Below are 24,057 nucleotides of genomic sequence, written 5' to 3'. Positions count from 1 at the left end.
GGTGCTTTTATACATGGGTAACGTAGGCAGAAGGGGTTCGGCCAAGGCGATTTTGCTGATCCTGATACTGGGAGCGGCGGCTTTCTTCGGAAGGGAGTACTTCGTCGGAAAGGCGCAGGACGAGGCCCGGGCCGAAGCTCAGGCGGTCGAACAGGCGAAGCCCCAGGCTCCCGTGGTGGTGCTCCACGTGGTTCGAAAGGCCGATTTGGCAGTCCCCAGGGAGTATATCGGCAGGGTGGAGCCCATACAGTCGGTGTCCATAAGGCCCCAGATAAGCGGAGAGATAGCGGAGGTTCACTTCCAGGAAGGTTCCATGGTGAAGGAGGGCGACCTTCTTTTCTCCATAGACGACAGACAGTTCAGGACTACTGTGTCTCTCAGGAAGGCCGAGCTGGCCAAGGCGGAGGCCAACTACGACAGGGCTTCCAAATATCTTAAGAGACTCAAGGCCGCCGACTCCAGGAGCGTTTCGGCGTCGGACATAGACATGGCCCAGAGCGATCTTCTCCAGGCGAAGGCCCAGGTACAGCAGGCCAAGGCGTCTCTGTCTCTGGCCCAGATAGACCTGAGCTACACCAAGATAAAGGCCCCCATAACGGGAAAAGTGGGAGAGGCGTTCTACACCAAGGGCAACTACGTCACCCCGGCTGGGACTACGACCCTGACCAAGATAGTGCAGATGGATCCCATAAGGGTTTCCTTCGCCCTGCCGGACAGGGAATATCTGGATCAGCTGGATTCCTTCAAAAGCCGGGATCAGTCGGTGTTCGACGCGACCATAAAGCTGGTCAACGGAGAGGTCTACCCCAAAAAAGGCGAGAGGGACTTCGAGGACAACGTCATGGATAAGGGGACCGGCACCATAACGGTCAGCCTTAGGTTCGAGAACGATGGGGGAGCCCTCGTTCCCGGCTCTATGGTCAGGATCGAAGCCAGGCCTTCCAGGTCCAACGTGGTTCCGGTCATACCTCAGGAATCCGTCATGGCCGACGGCCAGGGAGATTTCGTCTACGTCGTCGACGATGCCAATAAGGTGGACAAGAGGGGAGTAGTCGTAGGGGATTCCATAGGTAAAAACTGCGAGGTTCTCTCCGGCCTGGAGGGCGGCGAGAGGATCGTGTTCCTGGGGCTTCAGTCGGTCAGGCCCGGTATGGTCGTCTCTCCCATTCAGGAGGAGACCGATGGGGAGAAGTCTCCTGCGGAGTTGGCCCAGGCGTCCGATTACGATCTCAAGCCGATCGTATCGGGTGACGGGGAGATCGACGGTTAAACCATGTTCTCAAAGTTTTTCATAGAACGTCCCCGTTTCGCCATGGTCATAGCGGTGGTACTGGCCCTGGCCGGAGGCATCGCGGCTCTTAACCTGCCGGTCAAGCAGTATCCCGACATAGCTCCTCCCCAGATAAGCGTCGAGGCCACCTATCCCGGCGCCGACGCAGAGACCCTGGCCAACACCGTCGGGGTTCCTCTGGAGGAGGCCATAAACGGCGTGGACGACATGATCTACATGAACTCCACCTCCAGCAACACCGGGCGTTATTCTCTGACCATAACCTTCAAGACCGGAACCGACACGGACATGGCTCTGGTCAAGGTGCAAAACAGGGTCCAGCAGGCCGAGCCTCAGTTGCCCGGCGAGGTCACGGCCCGAGGTATAACCACCGAGTCCAGGTTTTCCGACGTGTTGGGCTTCGTTGCTCTCATCTCTCCGAACGGGACTAGAGACGCCACCTTCATGACGGACTACGCCCAGAACAACGTCAGCAACGCCCTCAAAAGGGTTCCGGGGCTCGGGGACGTCCAGGTAATGGGAGCCAAGTACAGCATAAGGGTGTGGCTGGATCCGGACAGGCTGGCCTCTATGGGGCTCAGCACCTCCGACGTGGCCGGAGCCATCTCCAGCCAGAACCGTCAGGCCTCTCTGGGGTCCATAGGAGCGGCTCCCGGAGACGGAAGCAACTCTCTGGTCTACACCTTGACCACCAAGGGGCGTCTCGGTAACGTGAGAGACTTCGAGAACGTCGTCATAAGGACCACCGAGGGCGGTGCTCTGGTCAAGCTGAAGGATGTGGCCAGGATAGAGCTGGGCTCGGAGGACTACACCTTCCACGCCGGGCTGAACGGAGCCCCTGCGGCCATGATGCTGCTGTCCCAGGCGTCCGATTCCAACGCCCTGGACGCCATGAGGGCCACGGAGAAGGCCCTGGAGGATCTTTCCAAGACCTTGCCGTCTGACATGGAGTTCGTCATAGGATACGACTCCACCGAGTACGTCAAGGAGACTATCCACGAGATCCTGTTTACCCTGGTGCTGACCTTCTCCCTGGTGGTCTTGGTGTGTTATGTGTTCCTTCAGGACTGGAGGGTCACCCTGGTGCCGGTCATGGCGATTCCCATATCGCTTCTGGCGACCTTCATAGGGTTGATAACGTTGGGTTTCAGCATAAACATACTGACCTTGTTCGCCTTCGTCCTGGTCATAGGAACCGTCGTGGACGACGCCATAATCGTGGTCGAAAGGGTCCTCTACGTTATGGAAAGAGACGGGGTGGGCTCCGTGGAGGCCACCGTTCAGGCCATGAAGGACGTCACAGGGCCCATGACGGCGACCACTCTGGTCTTTTTGGCCATATTCGTTCCGGTGGCCTTCATGGGGGGAATGACAGGAGAGATCTACCGTCAGTTCGCGGTCACGGTGTCCTTCTCGGTCGTGTTCTCCCTGGTGGTGGCTCTGACCTTGAGCCCGGCCATGTGCGCCCATATGCTTCACGGCATAAAGCCCAAGACCAGAGGACCTCTAGCCTGGTTCAACCGGCTGGTCTCCAAGGCCTCCCGGGGTTACGTGGCCGGGTCTCTGTGGATAGCCAGAAGGACTCTTGTTTCGTTGGGACTGCTGGCATTGGTCATGGCAGTGGCGGTAGGGATCATGAGAATAACTCCCACAGCCTTCGTTCCGGACGAAGACCAGGGAGCGGCCTTCGCGGTGGTCCAGCTTCCCGAGGGAGCCACCCAGGAGAGGACCGAGGCGGTCATGGAAAAACTGGTGCCCCAGTTGGAGAGGATCCCGGGGGTCAAGTTCGTCATGAACATAGTGGGATACAGCCTGCTGGGAGACTCGGGAGAGAACGTTGCGTCTTTGATAATAAACCTGGATACCTGGTCCGAGAGAAAAACCGCTGAGACGGGGTTGAACGCCATCGTGGGAAACGTGAAGGCAATAGCCGCCTCGATCCCCGAGGCCAGGGTCAACGTCTTCACCCCTCCGGCCATACAGGGTCTGGGGATGTCCGGAGGACTGGACGTCAGATTACAGTCCACGGTGGACAACGATCCTCAGAGACTTGCCCGGGTGACCGGCGAATTTCTGATGAAGCTGAACAGGGCTCCTGAGTTCATGTATGGTTTCAGTACCTACACAGCCGACACTCCCCACCTGTTTCTGGACATAGATAGGGAGAAGGCCGAGATGCTCGGGGTGCCGTTGGACAATGCTTTCAGCACCCTTCAGACCTATTTCGGAACGGCCTATGTCAACGACATAAACATAGGCACGACGGTGAACAAGGTTATATTGCAGTCCGACTGGCCTTACAGGAACGAGAGGTCCAACGTGGGCAATATCTTCGTGAACAACAGGGTGGGAGAAAGGGTTCCGGTGGACAGTTTCATGAAGCTCCATAAGACCCTGGCCCCAAGGGCCGTAAGCCGTTACAATTTGTTTCCGACGGCCTCTGTGATGGCCTTCATGGCCCCGGGCTTTTCGTCTGGACACGGCATAGAGGTGGTCGAGAGGTTGGCCTCGGAGCTCCCCGAGGGCTATAAGGTGGACTACTCCGGCATGACCTACCAGGAGAGGGAGTCCAGCGGTCAGACGGTCATGATAATAGCGATAGCGGTATTGTTCGGGTATCTGTTCCTGGTGGCCCAGTACGAGAGCTGGTCCGTCCCTCTGGGAGTCATCCTCTCTCTACCGGTGGCTCTGCTCGGGGCGTTGGTCGGTATCTTCGTTATGAAGCTGTCTCTCAGCATATACGCTCAGCTGGGCATACTGTTGCTTGTGGGGCTGTCGGCCAAGAACGCCATACTCATAGTGGAGTTCGCCAAGGAACAGCACGACGAGAAGGGACTCTCCGTGATAGATGCGGCGGGTATTGCGGCGTCCGAGCGGTTTAGATCGGTCATGATGACCGCCTTTACCTGCGTTATAGGAATTCTGCCCATGCTTTTCGCCACAGGAGCCGGGGCCGGCAGCCGTCTTCACGTCGGCACGACCATGTTCTTCGGAATGAGCATAGCCACGACCTTCGGAATATTCCTGATCCCCGGTCTCTACGTGTTCCTTCAGACCTACAGGGAGAGGATAAAGGGCGCCATAGGTCGAGTGGTGATTGGCCACGGACAAAAGACAGATGGAAAGGGGTAATCGCTTTTGAGAAAATTTATCGCCGTTTTAGCGACTTTCGTGGTTCTGACCGCGGTGATGCCGGTCATCGTCTCCGCCGCGGAGGATCCTGCGTCTAAGGACATGGAACTGGAGCTCGGGAACTGGAGGAAGATGGCGAAACGGTATCCCATGCCCTATTTCGCCGCTTTGGACGTCCCGGACGCTCCGACTCCGGAGGTGTTGGCGAATTGGTGGAACTCCCTCGGCGACGAGACCCTGACGAGGCTCATATTGGCCTCTCTGGAGAACAACAGGGACATGGTCTCGGCACGTTCCAGCTTCGCCGAGGCGAGAGCCGCTCTGGGAATAAGCAAGGCCGCCCTTCTGCCCTGGCTGGACAGCGCCGGATCCTTCACCAACATGAAGACCGGAGAGAACGCCAGCTTGACCGGATCTCAGGTAGGGCCCATAGACCTCTACAAACTGGGTATCGACGCGTCATGGGAGATAGATCTCTTCGGCGGTCAGGCCCTTAAGATAAAGGCCAGCGCCGCGGACCTTCAGGCCAGATACGGGGCTCTGCACAACGCATGGGTGAGTCTTTCCTCCGAGGTGGCCCTCAACTACATATCCTTGAGGACCCTTCAGAAAAGACTCATGGTGGCGGAGAAAAACCTGGGGCTTCAGAACGCCACATTGGAGCTGCTGCAGTCGCAGTACGATTCGGGATTGGCCGACGAGCTGGCTCTGAACCAGGCCAAGTACACCATGGAGCAGACCCGGTCGTCCATCCCTCCCATAAAGACCGGGATAGAGGAGGCCATGAACAGGCTGGCCATATTAGTTGGCCAGGTCCCCGGGAGTCTGGCGGAGGAGCTTTTCGACTACGAAAAACTCCCCGATCCCGAGAAGATAGATCTCGTTGGAATTCCCGCCGATTTTGTCCGTCAGCGTCCGGATATCTACATGGCGGAGAGACAGCTGGCCGCACAGATAGCCAGAAAGGACGCTTCCAAGAAGGACTTCCTGCCGAAGTTCAGCCTGTTCGGCTCCATAGGACTGGAGTCCTACAGCTCCGCCGGAGGGCTTTCCGTGTCGGACGGAGGGGTGTATTCCATAGGCCCCAAGATATCCTGGCCTATCTTCCACGGTGGTGCTATCAGGAAGAACATAAAGGTGCAGACCGAGAAACAGAGACAGGCCCTGGCAAACTACGAGCAGACCGTATTGAACGCTGTGGCCGAGGTGCGAAACGCCCTCACCGCCGAGACCCAGGAGAGGCTCAGAAACGAGTCCCTGGGCAGAGGAGTCAAGTCCGCCGCCTCCGCCATGGCAGTGGCGGAGGACCAGTACGTGAACGGCCTAACCGACTTCAACAACGTCATAATAGCTCAGAGGGCGTTGCTGGATCTGGAGGAACAGCTGGCCGTCAGCGAAGGCGAGATGCTGTCGAACCTGGTGAGGATCTTCAAGGCCCTCGGAGGAGGCTGGGCTCCCATGTCGGAGTACGGCCCGGTGCAGACTCGGGCTCTGAATAAGGACGAGCCGAAGGGCATAGAGTTGAGCGACGAGAGCCAGGCCTATCTGGACGATATAAGAAAGGAGCTCGAGGGCTCCGATTAGAGCCAGGCCGGGACCGGAGCGGTTAACAAGCTCCGGTCCTGTGCTATAGTGGTTGAGATGGAGGTGATAGAGTGAGAAATATCTGGACGATATGCGCGGCTTTGGTCCTTTGTGCCTTGGTGGTCCGGTCGGAGGCGGTCGAGTCTCCCTCTATGTCGTGGGGAAACTGGGTCTTTCTGGATGGCGATAGCTATAGGGAGTTCTTCTCTCCCGTGCCGGTTAAGGGGGTGCGTTTTTTCTCCGATCCCGAGAAAAACTGTTTCCTCACTGCGGTGGTCCCCGACGCGTCTTTGGAGGCCATCCCCAGGCCCGACTGGTTCTCCGCCGACGGGATAGGAGAGGCGCCCGGCAAACCCGGAGGCGATTCCATGTCGTGGGGAAGATGGGCGCTGGTCGATAAAAAAGGCTATAGAGAGTTCTACCCCCCCGGTCCCAGGGCTAAGGGTGTCCGGTGGTTCGCCGATCTGGATGGAAAATGTTTCAGACAGTCGGTGGTTCCCGATCCTGTGATGACCCCGATCGACCTTCCCGACTGGTTCTCCCCGGAGAACATGGGAACTCCCCCCAGGGGATTCGACAAGAGATGAAAAAGCGAATAGGCCGTATCGGTTCGAACCGATACGGCCTATTCGATCTCCTATCGCTCTAGTTTTCCTTTTCCAGAAGCCGGGCCACCTCCTTGAGGCCCTTTCGTATCTGGATGTTCTGAGGGCAGGCGGTCTCGCACTTTCCGCACTCCACGCACTGGGATGCCTTGCCTCCGTCCTTGGTGAACACGCCGTAGAACTGTTTCGCTCCCGCCAGGTCGTCCAGCATGGTTACCTTGTTGTATTGGGCGAAGCATTCGGGGATCTTCACCCCGGCGGGGCAGGGCATGCAGTAGCGGCATCCGGTGCAGTCCACTGCCATGCGGTCCATATATATCCGAGCCGCTTTGTCCACCGCGGCCCTCTCCGTCTCGGTGAGGTTTTCGGGGTAGCCCTGTTCGGCGGCCTCGAGGTTGTCCTCGACCTGCTCCATGGAGCTCATCCCGCTTAGCACCACCGATACCTCCGGTTGATCCCACAGCCACCGAAGTCCCCACTGGGCGGGAGATCTGCCGGGGGCGTTCTCCCGCCATATCTTATCCACGTCTTCCGGTACTGTCCTGACCAGGGCCCCTCCTCTGAGGGGTTCCATAACTATCACCCCGAGCCCCTTTTCCGCGGCGGCCTTAAGCCCTTTTTTTCCCGCCTGGTAGTTGCGGTCTATGAAGTTGTACTGTATCTGGCAGAAGTCCCAGTCGTAGGCGTTCAGTATGGCGTCGAACAGGTCCGGGCCGTCGTGGAATGAGAAACCGGCGTTCTTGATCTTGCCCGCTCTTTTGGCTCGGTCCAGAAATCCCCCTACCTTAAGCGATTCGGCGTGTCTCCACCTCGCCTCGTTCAGGGCGTGGACAAGGTAGTAGTCTATATGGTCCGTCTCCAGCCTCTCCAGCTGGCGGTCCAGAAAGTCGTCCATGTCCTCAGGCTTCTCCGCCAGCCAGACCGGGAGCTTGGTGGCCAGGAAGACCTTCTCCCTGTAGCCGTCTTTCAGCGCTTTGGCCAGATACAGCTCTCCGTCGCCGTCGTGATAGGGCCAGGCGGTATCCACGTAATTTATCCCGCCGTCGATTCCCCGTCGGATAACTTTGACCGCCTCGTCGGTGTCCACTTTCCCGTCTTCTCCCATAGGGAGCCTCATACAGCCGAATCCCAGAGCGGACAGTTCGTCGCCTGTTTTTGGCATCTTACGGTATTTCATTCGGAAATCTCCCCTTCCGTCTTTTTCTTCCATCCTCTTTCCCTGAAAGCCACGGCGTTTTTGGCCATTCTCTCCATGGTCCTCGCCGTCGTCTCCAGATCCCCTTCGTCTATTCCCTCCGATATGGCCTCGTTCCACCGATCCATGGCGGAGATCTTCTTTTCCACCAGAGACTTACCCTTGGAGGTCAGCCCCAGACGGAGTATCCTTCGATCCGATCGATCCCTCTCTCTGGTTATCAGTCCCTTGTCCTCCATCCCGGCCAGAGTCCTGGCCAGTGCTCCCTTGTCCATCTCCAGTTTCTCCCGCAGTTCCTCCTGAGAGGGGAGGTCTTGGTCCATCGAGTTCAGGCAGAACAGCGCCCCGAACTCGCCGCAGCCTATTTCCTCCGGCGATATGGCCGTCGACATGTAGGAATGGGAGAGCCTGTGGATTATGGAGATCCACCGTCCCATAGGGTTCTTCATGAGGTAGACAGAGCCTCCTTTTTAAGCTGCCCCATCTCCTTGCTCAGAGGGAGCAGGGTTATGCCAGCCGCTATAGCGTCGGCCAGGGGAAAGGACAGAAGCACTCCGGTCAGTCCCATGAACCGAGGAAGGGTCGCCAAAAGGGGCAGAAAAACCAGTACGTGTCTGGTCATGGAAAGCCAGAAGGCCGGTTTCCCCTTGCCCAGAGCCTGAAATGCTGTGGCCCCTATCCTGTGTATCGCCACGAGGCTCGTGCCTGCCACTATGGTAGGCAGAGAGGCTACCCCGGCGGCTATGAGATCGGGGTCGTTGGTGAAAAGGGAGAACACCCTCTCGGGCAGGAAGAAGAGCAGCAGAAAGAAGAACACGCAACCTCCGGTTCCCCATATGATGGACAGCTTTATGGAGGACCGTACCCGGTCGAACAGCCCCGCACCGTAGTTGTATCCCGCCAGAGGCTGCATTCCCAGGGCGACCCCGTTGACCGCCATGTAGACTATGGACATGACCCTGTTGGTCACACCGTAGGCCGCGACGTAGTAGGGGCCGCCGTATATTCCCATGGCGTTGTTGACCGACGCCATGACCAGACTGGTTCCGGCCATCCTGACGAAAGCCGAGATCCCTATGGAGGAAATCTCGGAGACTATATCCCTGTCGACTCTCAATCTCCTCGGAGAGAGTTTTATCACCTTGTGAGGGGAGACGGTGAAGTGGGAGATCAGCCATATCACCACCAAGAGTTTGGAAAGTAGCGTTCCCCATGCGGCTCCGGCTACCCCCATATGGAAGTGGAAGATGAACAGCCAGTCCAGAAAAACGTTGGTCAGACCGGATATGACCATGGATAACATGGCTACGTTGGCGTTCCCCTCGGACCGGACCACCGCGTTGGACGACATAGCCAGCAGGGTCAAGGGACAGCCCAGAAGTATTATCCCCAGGTATTCCAAGGCATAGGGCTTGATCTCCTCGCTGGCTCCGAACAGGGTCACCATGCCCTCGGCGGATGCCTTGCCCAGCAGGGTAGCTGCTATGCCTAGGATAAGGGCCAAGGCCACCACGTTTCCCAGAGCTCGGGAGGCAAGCTCCCTGTCACGTCGTCCCAGAGCCCTGGAGACCAGAGACGCTCCTCCCATGCCTATAGCTCCCCCCATGGCGCCCATCAACATCTGAAATGGAAGGCATATGGTGGTTCCTCCGAGGGCCAGGGTCCCTACTCCTTTTCCTATGAAGGCCGCGTCCACCATGTTGTACGATGCCTGGACGACCATCCCCGTTATAGTAGGAAGAGACAGTTTCCAGAGCATCGCTCCGACCGGATAGGTTCCCATCATTTCCGCCTTTTTCCCCTTAGGAACTTTTGCCATCTAACTCTCCCCTTCCCTGTAGGAGGACAAAGGTTGCTTAAGCAACTATAGTAGGGCCTAGGATATTAGTCAAGGCGACATGGAAGGTCGATCATGGTATACTTTTTTGATACATTAACTTAGAAGGGAGGTGTCCCCATGCTGGGAGCCAGCCACGCCATAATGTCCTTTGCCCTCGTCTACGGCGCCACCGGAAGGGTTCTCCCGGCGTCGGTGGCATCGGCCGGAGCGATTTTTCCCGATTCGATCGAGAGGATAGTTTGTGGCAGGAGATGGATGAAGTATCATCGTAAGTGGAGTCATTGGTTTCCTCCCTATCTGGCCCTGGCTTGGCTCACCGGAAAATACCTGGAGGCCAATCCCTTTCCCGGCTTGATCGAGAGAATCGGAGGCGATCTTTACGTTCCGGTAGGGCCCAAGTCGATAACAGCTACGACCGCTTTTTTTCTCTTCTGGTGGTTGGTCGGCTGTCTTCTCCATCTAGCGGAGGACGCTTTTTTCGGCCCTATGCCTCTTCTCGTTCCCTGGAAAAGACAGAGGCTTTTTCTACAGATTTTCAAGACAGGTGGCTTGGCGGAGCGGGTGATGGCCCGTGCGGCTCTTGCTGCGGCGGTTGTGTTGCGATACGTCGATGCCGCCGGAGGCGTGGCGAGATGAGTTAACGTAAGGAAAAGGAGTGATTGTGTGTGAGGAGGTCTCGAGTGTCGGCGTTTTTTTGGAAATCCAACGGCTGCATTTCCGAGGACCTCGGAGGTTCCGAGTTCGACATACAGACCGAAGCGGCCATGGTGAACGAGACTTTAACCAGGATCTCCGGAGGTAGCTATGTCTATCAGGATCTTGTGAATCTGGGAATATCCAACCTGGATCCCTCGAAGTGGAACGAATACAAGAGCCGTATAGATGGACTTTCGTCCCCTACTGTGGGGGATATCCAGGATGTGGTGACGTCGGTTAACGAAGGTGGAGCCTCCGGTGGATCTTCCGGCGGAGGCTGTTCCGTGGGATATGCTCCCGCATGGTTTCTACTGGGCCTTCCTTTACTGTCGTTTTTGAGGTGAGATAGGATTTTTATGCCGGTAGCTTCACACCGGTGAAAAGCAAAAGCCCGTCGATCAGCATGATCGACGGGCTTTTGCTTTTATCGTCCGGCAGTACTCTTTTCAGATAAGTTTTGATGTATTATGGTGTAAAGCTGTACGCTGAAAGGAGGAGGTATATTGAGATTCAGATCGGAGTGGCTTTTTGCCTTCGTGGTTCTGTTCCTGGGCTGTCTTTTCCTGGCCTTCCCGCAGTCTCTATGGGCTCGTTCTCACGTAAGCTTGTCCGGGGTGGTCAGGGATGTCTGCGGCCGTCCCATGACGGGAGCCCCCGGCCATGAGATCTGGCTGTTCCGGGCCTTGGAAGAGGGGAGATCGGTGATTCTCCTGGATTACTCCCGTTCATGGGAGGTCGATAGAGCGCCGGAACGGGTGGCAATATTAGTTACAGTATCTGAAAAACGGTTCTAGAGGAGGGGTGGTTTTGAGAATTTTAGCCTGTGCGCTGTGTCTTATCTGTCTGGGTATCGGTTCTGCTTTCGCTTCCGAGGTGGTCCCGGGGGAGTACATGGTTCTCTTCAAGGCCAGAGAGGCCGTCATGGACTTCGACGGAAGCGATAGGGACGTGGCGGTTTCGGTAATGTTGGATTTTCAGGCCGAGTATCTGTCCGTGAGATACGGGGTGGAGGTGAAAAACAGCTTCAGTGCCATCTCCCGCTCCAGCGGAAAGGGAATGTTCTTCGTGATAAGCGACAGGGCTGCCATTGACGGAAAGTTCGAGACAGAGCTCCTGGAGGATATGAGATCCGATCCGTTTATAGAGGCGGTCTCTCCTAACGAGGTTCAGAAAATGATATCGACTCCCGTGGGGACGTCCAAAAAAGGTATCTGATTAGAAAGGTCGGTGTTCGTTTTGTTTAAAAAAACGCTTTTTTATCTGTTCTTAGCCATCTCTCTTTCTATCGGCATTTCCTCTCTTGCCTGTGCCTCCCTTTCGGGGAGAAACTACGTCGAGGGAGAGGCCCTGGTGGTGTTGAAGGGGACTGTCGGAACCTCCGCATCCCATTCGTCCGCCTTCAAAACCAAGCTTTTCTCTCAGGCCGAGTCGTTGAAATCCGCCGTCGGCGCCGAGTCGGCAAAGGTTTTCTCCTCAATAGCCGCGGAGGCGGGGAAGAACGTGATTCACGTAAAGGCGGCGGGAAAGACCACCGAGGAACTTCTGGCCAAGCTTAGAGAGCTGCCTGAAGTGTTGGATGCCTCTCCAAACTATATAGTGAGAGCGTCCGCTATTCCATCGGACCCTTACTATACGAGCGGTGATCTTTGGGGGATGGACCATATAAAAGCTCCTGAGGCCTGGGATATCTGCTCCGGCGATAAAAGCGTCGTGGTGGCGGTGATAGACACCGGGGTGGACTACAACCACGTGGATCTTGCGGAAAACATCGGCAAAGACCTGGATGGTAGATGGGGCTACGATGCGATCGATGGCGATTATTTCCCCATGGACGGCAACGGACATGGATCTCATGTGGCAGGCACGATCGGGGCGGTGGGAAGCAACGATATAGGCGTGGTAGGGGTAAACTGGGCGGTCACCCTCCTGCCCGTCAGGGTCCTCAACGAAGGTGGAGAGGGGACCGGCGATCAGATACTGGCGGGGCTCGACTACGTCGTGGCTCAGAAAAACAGAGGGTTGAACATAAAGGTCGCCAACATGTCCCTGGGCGGTTGGGGGTTCCCTATATATAACCCCGATTCAAACGCCTATGCTCTGTCGTATAAGGCCGTCTCCGATGCCGGTATAGTCCTGGTGGTGGCGGCGGGCAACGAATATCAGGACATAGATTCTCCCAACGGTTTCGAGAATAGAGACGGTGACTGGATCGACCTGAGGGGACAGAGGCCCTATCCGGCCTGCTTCCAGTTCGATAACATGATCACCGTCGCTGCCATAGCGAGCGACGACGTCAAGGCCGACTTTTCCAACTACAGCCCGAACTTCGTCCATCTGGCCGCTCCCGGGGTGAAGATCTGGAGCACCGTTCCCGGAAACAGCTACGATGTCTACGGAGGAACCTCCATGGCGACCCCTCACGTGGCGGGCGCCGCTGCCCTTTTAGCCGCCCACGCCCCGGGCCTTTCCGCCGGGGAGATAAAATCACGGATACTGGCCAACGTGACGGCCAATTCGAAGGTATCCGGCAAGGTCTCTACCGGAGGTAACCTCAACCTTCTCGACGTCCTGAGGGGAGCCAAGGCAGTCGTTCCCGTCGCATCCGTCGTCATCCCTAGCGCTCAGAAGTCCCTGAGTCTCAAAGAGGGCGGGTCGGTCACTCTGTCCGTAACCGTAGGGCCTTCAAACGCCACAAACAGCATGGTTGCCTGGTCGTCAAACGACCCGAACGTGGCCACTGTTTCCGGAAAAGGAGTGGTTACCGCCGTAAAGGCCGGTACAGCAACTATCTACGCCAAAAGCAACGACGGCAGCTCCGTATCGGACAGCGCGACGGTGTCGGTCACATCTTCCTTCTTCGATGAAGGAATAGGCGGAGGATGTGCCGTCGGTTTCGCCCCTGCTGCTGCTATGTTGGTCCTGCCTCTGATGCTGTTCAAGTTCAGGCGATAGGCCGTCTCTATCCGAAAACTCGGAGGGGAACCGGTTCTCAAGCCGGCTCCCCTCCGAGTTTTCTATTCTCCTTCTTTCAGATAGGACCAGGCTATGGATGCCGACATGGCCGCTCCCAGGTCCAGGACATCGTCGTCGACGCAGTATTTCGGATGATGTTGAGGATAGGTCATGTCCTTATCCTCGTTTCCGGTTCCCAGGAACATGAAGGTTCCCGGCCGTTCCTGAAGGTAGTAGCTGAAGTCCTCGGCTCCCATGGTGGGCCTGGCCTCTACGACCTTGTCCTCTCCCAGAACCTTCTTTGCCACCTCGACGGCGAAACGGGTGAATTCCGGGTCCGTTATCGTCGGGGGAAGCATGAATTTATATTCGAACTCGGCTTGGCACCTCAGGCCGGAGCATATGGCCACAGCTGTCTCCTCCATCCTCTTTGCCAGCAACTCCCTCACGGCAGGGTCGAAGGTGCGGGTGGTTCCCTTTATCGTGGCCGAGTCGGGAATGGCGTTGAAAACGCTGCCGCTTTTTATCTCGCCTACGGAGATAACCGCCGCGTCCAGAGGGTCCACCTCTCTGCTCACTATGGTCTGCCAGGCTGACACTACCGAACAGGCCGCCACCACCGGGTCTATCGATAGGTGAGGCATCGATCCGTGCCCTCCCTTGCCCTGAATTCTGAGCTCGAACTGATCGGCCGAGGCCATGGTGGGACCGTAACAGTAGCTTATGGATCCGCTTGGAACGGGGGACCATATATGCTGGCCGAAAACGGCGTCCACGCCGTCCAGAACTCCTTCCTCCACCAGCTCCCTAGCGCCTCCGCCCCGTTCCTCGGCGTGCTGGAAGATAAGCCGTACCTTGCCTTTCAGCTCCGGCTCGATGTCTTTCAATATCTTCGCCGCCCCCAGAAGCATCGAGGCGTGGGCGTCGTGTCCGCAGGCGTGCATCACTCCGTCGTTTTTCGAACGGTAGGGGACGTCCCTTTCTTCCTGAACCGCCAGTGCGTCGATGTCGGCCCTGAGGGCTATGCACCTTCCCGGTCTTCCCGTGTCGAGGTCGGCGACCACGCAGATATCTCTGCCCTTACAGCCGACCTTTACGTCGTCGTAGCCCATATCCCTAAGAATGGAGGCTATTCTTGCCGCGGTCTCGGTCTCCTGATAGGAGAGCTCCGGGTGACTGTGAAAGTGATGCCTCCAGGCGGCGATGTCGCCTTTGATCTCTTTGGCTTTTTTCTTTATGTTGTCGAGCATTTTTACTCCTCCTTCAAAAAAGGGCCGGGATGGAGATCCCAGCCCTTTGGTATCGTCCCAATTCGGACCATTGGATCAGCTCAGGGTGCTTTCGAACCTTTCCAGGGTCTTCGTGGACAGTTTGGGGGTTACTGTGCTTACGGCTATAACAACGATGAAGTTCACTATTAGTCCGACGAATCCCTCGTGAAGCCCCATAGGGGAGGGCACTCCCATGAACTTTATGGCTATGACCGTAGCAAGTCCCGCAAGAAGCCCAAGAACTATGCCGGTCTTGGTCTGCCACTTGGCGAACAGGCCTAGTACTACCGCGGGGAAGAACTGAGTCACTCCGGAATATCCCACCAGCAACAGGGAGACCAGCATGGACGGTGCGAATATGGCCAGAAGGACCGCCAGTATTGTAAGCACCGGGACAAAGGCCCGGCCCAGCTTGGCGACCTTCATGTCCGGCATGTCCGGGGCGAATCCCTTCTGAATGACGTTACGGGCCAGCAGGTTCGAGGCAGTGAGAATAAGACCCGACGACGTGGAGATAGACGCAGCCAGCCCTCCTGCACCTATGAAACCGGCCAGTACCGGCGGGAAGTTCTTGACCAGGGCGATAAGCATGGCGTGATCCGGTTTTGTTATCGTCTCTGCGAAAGCCGGGTCTATGCCAGCCTTGGCTGCGCAGGTGAACCCGACCACTATTATGGGGATCATGGTCAGAGAATACAGCGGAAGTATTACGGCGTTTTTCCGAACGACCTTCTCGCTCTTGGCCGCATAGGTCGCGGTGAATATGTGGGGCCACATCCAGAAACCGAGACCGCAGATGAAGGCGACGGAGAAAACCCAGAAGATACCGAGCCCGGAGCTATCCGGAAGGCTCAGATGGGTCGGCTTTATCTCCTGTAAGATCTCCCAGACCTTGGCTGTTCCGCCGAAGAAACGGTGGGGGAAAACGAAGCCTATGCCGACCATTCCGAAGAGCATTATTATGGCCTGTAGGAAGTTGGTCCAGCCTATGCCCCTGAGCCCCGAGACGTAGACGAAGATGACCGCCGCGATGAAGCTTATAACAACCGCGATCTTCCAGGAAATGGCTCCGCCCGATGCCAGCTGTACTATCATGCCCGCTCCCATGATCTGCAACTGGAGGTAGGGGATGGTGAATATAACTCCTATGACGGCGACGAAAACGCCTAGCCAGCGGCTCTCGTAACGGTCCTCTATGTAGTCCGGCTGGCTGACGTAGTGGAGTCTTGACCCGAGGCGGTTGATCCTGGGTCCTATGAAGAAATAAAGTCCGTAGGCTATCGAGCTGTAGATCATGGCGTAGACTATGCTCATTCCCTTGGAATAAGACCATCCGGCCAGGCCTAAAAATGCGAAGGCGCTATAGATCTCGGCGGCTGCTGTAGTGTAGAAGAGGAAAGTCCCGAAGGAACGGCCTCCCACAAAGTAGTTCTCCATGCTGAATGCCTGGTTTCTGCCGGCTATCACCCCGACGATGGTCGTTATGATGAGCCAACCGAAAATTATGGACACCGCTACGGTCATTCTTCTTCACCGTCCTCTCTGGCCCTGACCTTGTAAGCGTAGCCCATCAGGCCCGAGGTGAAAAGCACCATAACCAAAGAGTAAAACAGAAGAAACGGTAAGCCTAGGATTACCGGCTCCACCCTGTTGACCAACGACAGGACTGGGGGAATATACCCCAATAATATGAGCGCGAAACACCAGATTACTTTACGCTCTCCGCGAGTAAGATGCATGAGACCACCTCCGTATGGATTTATGTTGTGGATCCCATGCAATATATCACAAAGAATGGATACAGAAAACCCTCGTTTACTAAAAAAGCTAAATGGAATGTGTTTTCACAAATCTATAGCCTTCTTGCCGAGAGCTCCCCTCCACATAAGCAGCCCGGCAGGGGCTATGGCGTATTGGGCCCAGGCCATGGACAGCATAGCCCTTTCCAGACCGAAGGATGCCGATATGACCCCTATGGCCAGAGGGGAGAGGGCGAAGCCCAGGTCCATGGCGAGCATGCCCATGGAGGATCCCTTAGGCATGAGCCTGGGAGGGTATACGTCGGGAATTAGGGCTATCATCACGGGAAATCCGTATCCCATGCCTATTCCGTATGCCACGGCGCACAGGGCCAGCCCGGTCTGGGAGGACGCCCTTAAAGCTGCGGTCAGAGCGCTGGCCATAATCGTTATGCAGACCGTTCCCAGAACGGGACGGGGAACCCTGTCGGCGATAGAGGTGCCGAAGGAGCGTAGAATCACGCAGGTCCCGGCGTTTACGGTGAAGAACAAACTCGCCGAAAGTCCCTTTCCCCTGATCGCCAGAGGAAGATACTGAAGTGTCGTAGAGTTCATCATGGAAAAAGACGTCAAGGTTATTATCATCGCCAAGGTCCCCGGAGTGCTCAGGCAATCTCTCCAGCTTCCCCAGGGCTCGGATCGGTCCAGCTCGTCTCTCAGATCCTCCGGTGCTGGAAGTCCTCTGCTTACCGCCGAGGCGGAGAGGGTCAGCAGCATGGGGAGCATGAGGTAGAGCCATGTCCGTCCTCCGTCGAGGAGCCACTCTCCGGCGGGAATAACCGTTAGCTGAGGGATGACGTAGGCTATTCCCATTATGGCGAAAAGCCTGCCCCTCTGTTTTTCCGGTATCACCAGGCCCTGTAGTGTGGAGACCGCCACCATCGCTATGCCTCCCACGGTGCCGAGGACGATCCGAAAGGTAAGGGCCCCCGGAAGTCCCGGTATGAGCCATAAAGCGGCTGTCGCGATAAGAGACAGGGCTCCGGAGAGCATCAGACACCCCTTGAACCCCTTTTTCTCCGTGGCCCAGCCTCCGAGAGGGCGGGACGCAATTGCCGTCAGGTTCAAGAGGGCCATTGCCCATCCTATGGCGGTCATCGAATAGCCCTCGGCGCTCAGCACGACGGGGAAGAGGAACCCGGCCGCGAGCATGGCCTGTATGAAATAGGCGGCTAGAAAGCACCTCCAGAAAACCGTCATGTCCTTTTCCTCGTCATCCCGAACAGAGCTACCGCGGCGCTGACCGCCAGACCGCTTGCCATGGGAGGCACGGAGGTATGCATGACCCCAGAGGCTATCATTGTCGCCAGCCCTCCGCCGTTGGCCGCCAGGGCCCATCGTGGTGACAGCCTGTCGGGCCATATCATGGCTATCATGAGGGGTACGAAGGTTCCGGCCCCTCTCAGGCCCATGCTCAGATAGCTCCACTGAAGGATCAGGCTGCCCTCAACCATACACCCGGTGGCGGCTGCCACACATACCACCAGGGCCACCGCCCATCGGCTAAGGGAGAGTTCCCTGTTTGCCGCGGACGAACCGACTCCGGGTATGATCAGGTCTCTCACCAGATTGGTGGCTATCCCGAAGGACAGTCCCGCACCGGCTCCCACGACGGTTATTACCAACGCCCCCCACAGAACTCCGGCCAGAGCGTCCGGGAATGAGGCCAGCAGGAAGGCGGGCAGAGCCATAGCCGGTTCCACCACGGTTCCCGATGCCCTCATAGCCAGTCCGATGGAGACCCCCATGAGCCCCACAGGAGGGATGAAGAAGGCCGCCATGAGGGCCCCCTTTCTGGCCGTCTTTTCGTCGGACGCTGCGAAGACTCCCTGTATGTATATCTGGGTGCAGAAGACCCCGGCTATTAGCGAAAGCAAGGCGTTGCCGTCGGACCGGAAGCCTCTGCCGAAGAGGTCGAACCAGGGGGTCGCCGGAAGGGTCCGGAATATCTCCGTAGGAGAGCTCAGCTTCGTCAGGGCCGCTATCGCCCCCAGGACCATCGTTACGTAGAGGGCCACCATCTTGGCGCTGCCCACCGAGCTGTAGCTCTTCAGCCCTCCGGCGTATATGAAGCCCAGTATGAGCACCGCCAGCAGGGCCGTAGACGCCGGTACCGATATGGGTAGGAGAGAGCGAAACAGGGCTGTTCCGGCCAGGAACTGGGCCACTATGGAGAGAAAAGTTCCTGCGGAGGACGCCGCCATGGACAGACCGCTCATCTTCCGACCGTACTTTCCGGCCAGGAACTCGGGCACTGTGACCAGCCCCGATCCTCTGAGAGGTCCGGCGAACCAGAGCCCGAGAATCAGACACCCCGTTCCGGCTCCCAGGGTGAACCACCAGGCCGAAAGGCCCAGAGAATAGGCCATCTGAACCGTTCCCACCGTGGAGGCCCCTCCTACCATGGCCCCCATTATTATCCCTCCGACCCCTATCGCTCCGGTGGATCTACCGGCGACGGCGTAGTCCGACGACGAGGAGACCTTTCTGGAGGCATTGAAGCCCAGAGCGAGAAAAAGGGTTACTATGGCCGCCAATCCAAGATAGAACAAAATTATTCCCCCTAACAGTGAGTCCGTAAATTTTAGCACTTCCCGTTGACTATGCCTCGGTGGGTTTCTATAATTCGGGATATAGATACTCTGTGAATCTAAAGATAGGGGTGATCCCGTGAAATCCTATAAAAAGTTGAGCCGTATATTTCCGCTTTTTCTGGCCATTGCCCTTGTGGCGGTGCTTTTGGGCCCACGCTTTTTCTCTCGAGACGGAGCCGACAGAAAGCCTATGGCGGTTCGTCCTGTCAAGTCGGAGGTGCTAAGGCCCATAAACGGCGAGTCGGTTCGCTCTGTGCCGGGAAGGGTCAGGGCCTCTAAACGGGTGGACATGGCCTTTAGGGTGTCCGGTCCCTTGGTGGAACTCCCCGCCCGGGAGGGGGACCGAGTCTCGAAAGGAGACTTACTGGCTAGGATAGACCCCAGGGATTTCCGTCTGGCGTTGGAGCAGGCGCGGGGTGCTCTGTCTCAGGCCAGGGCCAATCTGGATGCCATGAAAAAGGGCGCCAGGAACGAGGATCTCAGGTCTCTGGAGGCCCAGGTCGCTTCGGCTCAGGCCAGGGCAGAGGAGGCGGAGGCTCAGTTTCGACGTTTCGAGAGGCTCTATCAGGCCAAGGTTATCTCTCAGTCCGAGTACGATCGTTACAGGACCGCCAAAGACGTGGCCGAGTCGTCTTTGGCGGCGGCGAGACAGGAGCTGAGGAAGGCCAGAAAAGGAGCCAGGGACGAGGATATAAGGGCCATGGAGTCGGGCATAAAATCGCTGGAGGCAAGGGAAAAAACTGCCGCAGCCGCCCTGGCCGACACGGAGCTAAGGGCTCCCTTCGATGGAGTCGTGTCCAGTAGAATGGTTGAAAACTATCAGTTCGTGACGGCCAGACAGCCGGTCATCGGCCTTCAGAGCACCTCGTCGGTGGAGATAGTGGCAGACGTTCCCGAGTCCGCCGCCAGGCTCGATCCGGAGGATCTGGATGTATGGGCGTCGTTCAACTTTCTTCCCGGCAGGGATTTCCTCCTTAAGCTCGTGGAGTTCTCCTCCGCCCCCGACAGGGAAACCCAGACCTACAGGGCCACCTTCTCCATGGATATACCGGAAGGAGTCAGGCTTCTTCCTGGAATGGCAGTCCAGGTATCGGCAAGGATAAATCGCCTCGGTTCCGAGCCGGTCTATCATATTCCGATAGAGGCTCTTCTCTCCGACGACCGAGGCCCAGGCGTATGGATCCTAGGAGAGAAAATGAGGGCCCACTGGACCTCGGTAGAGGTGGTAGGCTTGGGTGACGGCAAGGTGGACGTCTCGGGAGAACTGACCTCGGGAGATAGGGTCGTGACAGCCGGGGTCCACTCGATACGGGAGGGGCAGGTCGTGAGGCTGTCGGAGGCGGCGAGATGAGCGTGGCCCGGTGGGCCATGAAGAGAAGGTCATTTACCCTCTTCGTGGCAGTCCTTCTGGCCTTGGGAGGAGCTTGGGCCTACCTGGGGTTGGGAAGGCTGGAGGACCCTGACTTCACCGTCAAGACCGCCCTAGTCGTGACAACCTATCCCGGAGCATCCCCAATGGAGGTGGAAGAAGAGGTTACGGACGAGGTGGAACAGGCGCTCCAGAGGCTGCCCCAGCTCAAGAGGGTCCGTTCCAGATCGGAGCGAGGGCTATCGGTCGTATACGCGGATATAAAGGACGAGTACTCCGACGAACTTCCCCAAGTGTGGGACGAGCTCAGGCAAAAGGTAAAGGAGGCCCAGAGACATCTGCCCCCCGGAGCGGGGCCCTCCATGGTGAACGACGACTTTGGAGACGTTTTCGGAGTGGTCTTCGCGGTTACCGGCGATGGCTACTCCCTGGCGGAGCTGAAGCGCCACGCCGAAGATATAAAAAAAATCCTGCTCCTGGTTCCGGACGTGGCACAGGTGTCCCTATGGGGAGACAGGACCGAGGCGGTATTCGTCGAGATCTCCCGGGCTAGAATGGCCGAACTGGGAATATCGCCGGAACAGATATCCGCCACCCTTCAGGGACAGAATCTGGCGGTGGACTCGGGGTCCGTCATGGCCGGATCCCTCAGGGTTCCCATAGATCCATCGGGCAACGTGGATTCGGTGGAGAGCATAGGGGATCTCTTAATAAGAGGAGCTTCAGCAGGAAGACTGGTCTACCTTAAAGACGTGGCCCAGGTATCCCGGGGCTACCTGGATCCTCCCTCCCGGATGATGTCCTACGACGGAACCCCGGCCATAGCCATAGGGGTCTCCACCGTGCCGGGAGGCAACGTCGTTCGAATGGGAGAGATGGTCCGAAGAGAGCTCGAAAGGATACGGGAAGACCTTCCTCTGGGAGTCGAGGTGGAGACTGTAACCTTCCAGAGCGATCTGGTGAAGGACGCGGTCAGGGGATTCGTTTTGAACTTGGCCGAGGCTGTGGCCATAGTGGTGGGGCTCCTGGTGGTCTTTATGGGAATCACCAGCGGCCTTCTGATGGGAGTTATACTGCTTCTCACCATAGCCGGAACCTTCATAGCCATGAGGGTAATGGGAATAGAGCTCCACAGCGTCTCTCTTGGAGCCCTCATAATCTGCCTCGGTATGCTGGTGGACAACGCCATAGTCGTCACCGAGGGTATCCTGGTGGGAATCTCCTCCGGAGAGGACGGAGAGACCGCGGCGGACCGGGTCGTAGACGAGACCAAATGGCCCCTTCTGGGAGCTACCGTCGTTGCCATACTGGCCTTCTCCGCCATAGGTCTCTCCAAAGACGTCACAGGCGAATTCTGCCGCAGCCTCTTTCAGGTCGTGGCTGCGTCGCTTCTACTGTCCTGGCTTCTGGCCATAACGGTGACCCCCGTCTTGGCGGTGATGTTTCTGACCCCCGAGATAGACGACGAAAACGGAGGACGATCCCGTTTTCGTAGGTTCTACAGGGGCTTTCTCATCGACTGCGTCGAAAGACGGTGGATCACTCTGGGGATTATGGCGGCCATGCTTCTGTTGGCTCTGTGGGGATTCCGTTTCGTTGGGCAGAGTTTTTTCCCCGACATGGTTCGAGATCAGTTCATGATCCATTACAGGCTGCCGGAGGGCACCGACGTCACCGAAACCGACGGCGACCTGAGGGAGATCTCCCGACATCTACTGGAAAGCGAGTCCTCCGTCGAGTCGGTGGCGTCCTTCTCAGGGGAGGGGCCCCTTCGATTTTATCTGGCCTTCGAGCCGGAGCTGCCGGATAGTTCCTACGGATTTATCCTCGTGACCGTAGACGATTACGACGAAATAGGAGGGATAATCGCCAGGCAGTCTCGATGGATAGCCGAGCGTTTTCCCGACTCGGAGCCCCGTTTCGAGAGATTCAAGAAGGGGCCCAGCACCGGAGCGGAGGTAAAACTGCGGATAACCGGCGACGATCCCTCTGTCCTTCGGGCCCTCTCTGAAAGGATCAAGGCCGCCATGGCAGCCGATCCCGACGGCATAGACGTCAGGGACGACTGGCGCCAGAGGGTGAAGGTTTTGGTGCCAGAGGTGGACGAGGCCAGGGCCCGGCGGGCCGGACTGACCAGGGGGGACATAGCGTCGTCCTTGAAGGGAACCTTCGACGGTCGCACAGTAGGGGTCTACAGAGAGGGCGACGAGCTACTGCCCATAAAGCTCAGGGTTCCCGAGGCGGAGAGAACCGACCTGGATTCTGTGGCGGATGTCCAGGTCTGGAGTCGGGGTCTGAGGCGGTTCGTGCCTATCGGACAGGTGGTTTCCAATATGGGGCTGCTCTGGGAGGACCCTCTGATATGGCGGAGGAACCGTTCAAGGGTTATAACCCCTCAGTGTGATTCGCTGAAGGGATCGGCGGAGGATCTCAGACGCAGACTGATACCCATGGTGGATGCCTTGAAGCTTCCGGACGGCTACGATGTCGAATGGGGAGGGGAATACGAGGATTCCAGAACATCTCAAGAAGCCCTAGTAGGGCCCTTCCTGTTGAGCCTGGTATTTATGGTTATCGTGGTCATGGGGCTATTCAACGGCTTTCGCCAGCCTGTAGCGGTCTTTCTGTGTCTGCCTCTGGCCGCCATAGGCGTTACCTCCGGGCTTCTGATAACGGGACGGAGCTTCGGCTTTATGGCTCTGCTGGGCTACCTAAGCCTGATAGGCATGCTCATAAAGAACGCCATAGTGCTTCTGGATCAGATAGAGCTTGATATGGCTGCTGGAAAGCCTCGTTTCTCCGCCGTGCTTGACGCCTCCACAGGCAGGGTTCGGCCGGTCATGATGGCGGCTATGACCACAGTCCTCGGTATGGTCCCTCTGGCACTGGACGATTTCTTCGCCTCCATGGCCGTAACTATAATGTTCGGACTTTCCTTCGCCACCGTCCTGACCCTGGTGGTCGTGCCGGTGATGTATTGCGCCATGTACGGCATTTCCTCCGAGGAGACCTCCTATGGGTCGTAGGACCAGGGAGGAGGCTGCCAAGACCAGAAAGAGACTTCTGGACGTCTCCGCCGAACTCTTTTCCGTCAGAGGAGTGGACGGGGTTACCTTGGTTGAGATAGGTCGGGAGGCCGGCTTTACCAAGGGAGCCCTCTACCGCCATTTCGGAGGCAAGGCGGGGTTGCTTTTGGAGCTGATGGACTACGCCGTCGACATAGTCGACCGTATAGAGGAGTCCACACTGAGTGGAGAGGGCCCCCCTCTGGAGAGGCTTTCCACCATGGCGAGAGAGGAAATCTCCATATTCGAGGAGAGCGAGAACGCCCGAAGGCTTCTATCCATCTTCCTGGATCGTCGAAGCCTGGTCGAGGACGAACGGGTATTGCTGGCGATAGAGGGAATGAGGGAGAGGACCTTGGGCAGAATGGAGAAGGCTTTGACGGAGGCTCGAGGGGGCGGGGACATCTCTAGATCGGTAAACCTTCGGGCGGCGGCGGAATCCCTCCGATTCCTGATCTTCGGTCTCATGGAGCGAAGTCTCTATTCCTCCAACCCCTTCTCTCCATCGTCTATGGTCGGCCCGATGCTGGACCTTTATTTTCGAGGGCTGGTCGATTAGGTCTATACGGTGAAAAGACGAAAGCCCGGGGCATATGCCCCGGGCTTTCGTCAAGGAGTTATAGAAGTGTGTGAGTTACTTGAAGAAGTGTGTGTGGCGTCGTCT

20 protein-coding genes are annotated in these 24,057 nt (G+C 57.4%); 12 read left to right on the top strand and 8 right to left on the bottom strand.

What is annotated here, in order from left to right; all coding sequences use genetic code 11:
- Positions 1 to 13 precede the first annotated feature (13 nt).
- The 4 genes from L2W48_RS12155 to L2W48_RS12140 all read left to right on the top strand — a co-directional run bounded on the left by L2W48_RS12155 (position 14) and on the right by L2W48_RS12140 (position 6,594).
- Positions 14 to 1,270, top strand: a complete 1,257-nt coding sequence (locus tag L2W48_RS12155) for an efflux RND transporter periplasmic adaptor subunit (protein WP_236100159.1) — start codon at positions 14 to 16, stop codon at positions 1,268 to 1,270.
- A 3-nt stretch (positions 1,271 to 1,273) separates the two neighbouring features.
- On the top strand, positions 1,274 to 4,423 hold the full coding sequence (locus tag L2W48_RS12150) for an efflux RND transporter permease subunit (protein ID WP_236100160.1): 3,150 nt from the start codon (positions 1,274 to 1,276) through the stop codon (positions 4,421 to 4,423).
- A gap of 6 nt (positions 4,424 to 4,429) precedes the next feature.
- Positions 4,430 to 6,007, top strand: a complete 1,578-nt coding sequence (locus tag L2W48_RS12145; protein ID WP_236100161.1) for an efflux transporter outer membrane subunit — start codon at positions 4,430 to 4,432, stop codon at positions 6,005 to 6,007.
- Between the two features lie 71 nt (positions 6,008 to 6,078).
- A complete protein-coding gene (locus L2W48_RS12140; protein WP_236100162.1) occupies positions 6,079 to 6,594 on the top strand; it encodes a hypothetical protein in 516 nt (171 codons plus the stop codon).
- 58 nt (positions 6,595 to 6,652) lie between these two features.
- Here L2W48_RS12140 and L2W48_RS12135 read toward each other — a convergent pair whose 3' ends face one another.
- From L2W48_RS12135 to L2W48_RS12125, 3 genes are read right to left on the bottom strand one after another with little or no spacing between them, the layout of a single operon-like run.
- Positions 6,653 to 7,789 (bottom strand): aldo/keto reductase, encoded by a 1,137-nt coding sequence (locus L2W48_RS12135; protein ID WP_236100163.1) that lies wholly within the window; start codon positions 7,787 to 7,789, stop codon positions 6,653 to 6,655.
- On the bottom strand, positions 7,786 to 8,256 hold the full coding sequence (locus L2W48_RS12130) for a MarR family winged helix-turn-helix transcriptional regulator (protein WP_236100164.1): 471 nt from the start codon (positions 8,254 to 8,256) through the stop codon (positions 7,786 to 7,788). The genes L2W48_RS12135 and L2W48_RS12130 overlap by 4 nt, the downstream gene beginning before the upstream one ends.
- Positions 8,253 to 9,626 carry an MATE family efflux transporter gene (locus L2W48_RS12125; protein ID WP_236100165.1) on the bottom strand — a complete coding sequence of 458 codons (1,374 nt, stop codon included), beginning with the start codon at positions 9,624 to 9,626 and terminating at the stop codon, positions 8,253 to 8,255. Before L2W48_RS12125 ends, L2W48_RS12130 begins: the two co-directional genes overlap by 4 nt.
- A 138-nt stretch (positions 9,627 to 9,764) precedes the next feature.
- Between L2W48_RS12125 and L2W48_RS12120 the strand changes: the two genes are divergently transcribed.
- The 5 genes from L2W48_RS12120 to L2W48_RS12100 all read left to right on the top strand — a co-directional run bounded on the left by L2W48_RS12120 (position 9,765) and on the right by L2W48_RS12100 (position 13,295).
- Positions 9,765 to 10,283: a metal-dependent hydrolase gene (locus L2W48_RS12120; RefSeq protein WP_236100166.1), complete on the top strand. Its 519-nt coding sequence runs from the start codon at positions 9,765 to 9,767 to the stop codon at positions 10,281 to 10,283.
- 44 nt (positions 10,284 to 10,327) lie between these two features.
- Positions 10,328 to 10,687, top strand: coding sequence for a Synerg-CTERM sorting domain-containing protein (locus L2W48_RS12115; RefSeq protein WP_236100167.1), 360 nt, complete (start codon positions 10,328 to 10,330; stop codon positions 10,685 to 10,687).
- A gap of 159 nt (positions 10,688 to 10,846) precedes the next feature.
- Entirely contained in the window at positions 10,847 to 11,137 is a 291-nt protein-coding gene (locus L2W48_RS12110; RefSeq protein ID WP_236100168.1) for a protease inhibitor I42 family protein, read from the top strand.
- A gap of 13 nt (positions 11,138 to 11,150) precedes the next feature.
- A complete protein-coding gene (locus tag L2W48_RS12105; protein ID WP_236100169.1) occupies positions 11,151 to 11,558 on the top strand; it encodes a hypothetical protein in 408 nt (135 codons plus the stop codon).
- A gap of 21 nt (positions 11,559 to 11,579) precedes the next feature.
- Positions 11,580 to 13,295 carry a S8 family serine peptidase gene (locus tag L2W48_RS12100; RefSeq protein WP_236100170.1) on the top strand — a complete coding sequence of 572 codons (1,716 nt, stop codon included), beginning with the start codon at positions 11,580 to 11,582 and terminating at the stop codon, positions 13,293 to 13,295.
- A gap of 62 nt (positions 13,296 to 13,357) precedes the next feature.
- On the opposite strand, the gene L2W48_RS12095 is transcribed toward L2W48_RS12100, so the two are convergent.
- The 5 genes from L2W48_RS12095 to L2W48_RS12075 all read right to left on the bottom strand — a co-directional run bounded on the left by L2W48_RS12095 (position 13,358) and on the right by L2W48_RS12075 (position 18,917).
- Entirely contained in the window at positions 13,358 to 14,545 is a 1,188-nt protein-coding gene (locus tag L2W48_RS12095) for a M20 metallopeptidase family protein (protein WP_236100171.1), read from the bottom strand.
- A 75-nt stretch (positions 14,546 to 14,620) separates the two neighbouring features.
- Positions 14,621 to 16,090, bottom strand: a complete 1,470-nt coding sequence (locus L2W48_RS12090; protein ID WP_236100172.1) for a sodium:solute symporter family protein — start codon at positions 16,088 to 16,090, stop codon at positions 14,621 to 14,623.
- Positions 16,087 to 16,305, bottom strand: coding sequence for a DUF3311 domain-containing protein (locus tag L2W48_RS12085; protein WP_236100173.1), 219 nt, complete (start codon positions 16,303 to 16,305; stop codon positions 16,087 to 16,089). Before L2W48_RS12085 ends, L2W48_RS12090 begins: the two co-directional genes overlap by 4 nt.
- A gap of 105 nt (positions 16,306 to 16,410) precedes the next feature.
- The gene (locus L2W48_RS12080) at positions 16,411 to 17,565 is read right to left on the bottom strand and encodes an MFS transporter (protein ID WP_236100174.1); all 1,155 of its coding nucleotides are present in this window, start codon (positions 17,563 to 17,565) and stop codon (positions 16,411 to 16,413) included.
- The gene (locus L2W48_RS12075) at positions 17,562 to 18,917 is read right to left on the bottom strand and encodes a sodium:solute symporter family protein (protein WP_236100175.1); all 1,356 of its coding nucleotides are present in this window, start codon (positions 18,915 to 18,917) and stop codon (positions 17,562 to 17,564) included. The genes L2W48_RS12080 and L2W48_RS12075 overlap by 4 nt, the downstream gene beginning before the upstream one ends.
- Positions 18,918 to 19,053: 136 nt before the next feature.
- Between L2W48_RS12075 and L2W48_RS12070 the strand changes: the two genes are divergently transcribed.
- The 3 genes from L2W48_RS12070 to L2W48_RS12060 are packed head-to-tail and all read left to right on the top strand — an operon-like array spanning position 19,054 to position 23,952.
- Positions 19,054 to 20,310 (top strand): efflux RND transporter periplasmic adaptor subunit, encoded by a 1,257-nt coding sequence (locus L2W48_RS12070; RefSeq protein ID WP_236116553.1) that lies wholly within the window; start codon positions 19,054 to 19,056, stop codon positions 20,308 to 20,310.
- Positions 20,307 to 23,354 carry an efflux RND transporter permease subunit gene (locus L2W48_RS12065; RefSeq protein WP_236100177.1) on the top strand — a complete coding sequence of 1,016 codons (3,048 nt, stop codon included), beginning with the start codon at positions 20,307 to 20,309 and terminating at the stop codon, positions 23,352 to 23,354. Before L2W48_RS12070 ends, L2W48_RS12065 begins: the two co-directional genes overlap by 4 nt.
- Positions 23,344 to 23,952: a TetR/AcrR family transcriptional regulator gene (locus L2W48_RS12060; protein ID WP_236100178.1), complete on the top strand. Its 609-nt coding sequence runs from the start codon at positions 23,344 to 23,346 to the stop codon at positions 23,950 to 23,952. The genes L2W48_RS12065 and L2W48_RS12060 overlap by 11 nt, the downstream gene beginning before the upstream one ends.
- Positions 23,953 to 24,057 lie beyond the last annotated feature (105 nt).

Origin of the sequence: Dethiosulfovibrio russensis (assembly GCF_021568855.1) — a bacterium.
GTDB lineage: Bacteria > Synergistota > Synergistia > Synergistales > Dethiosulfovibrionaceae > Dethiosulfovibrio > Dethiosulfovibrio russensis.
The sequence above is the reverse complement of the archived record's forward strand: the minus strand, read 5'-3'. Positions and strand labels throughout refer to the sequence as shown.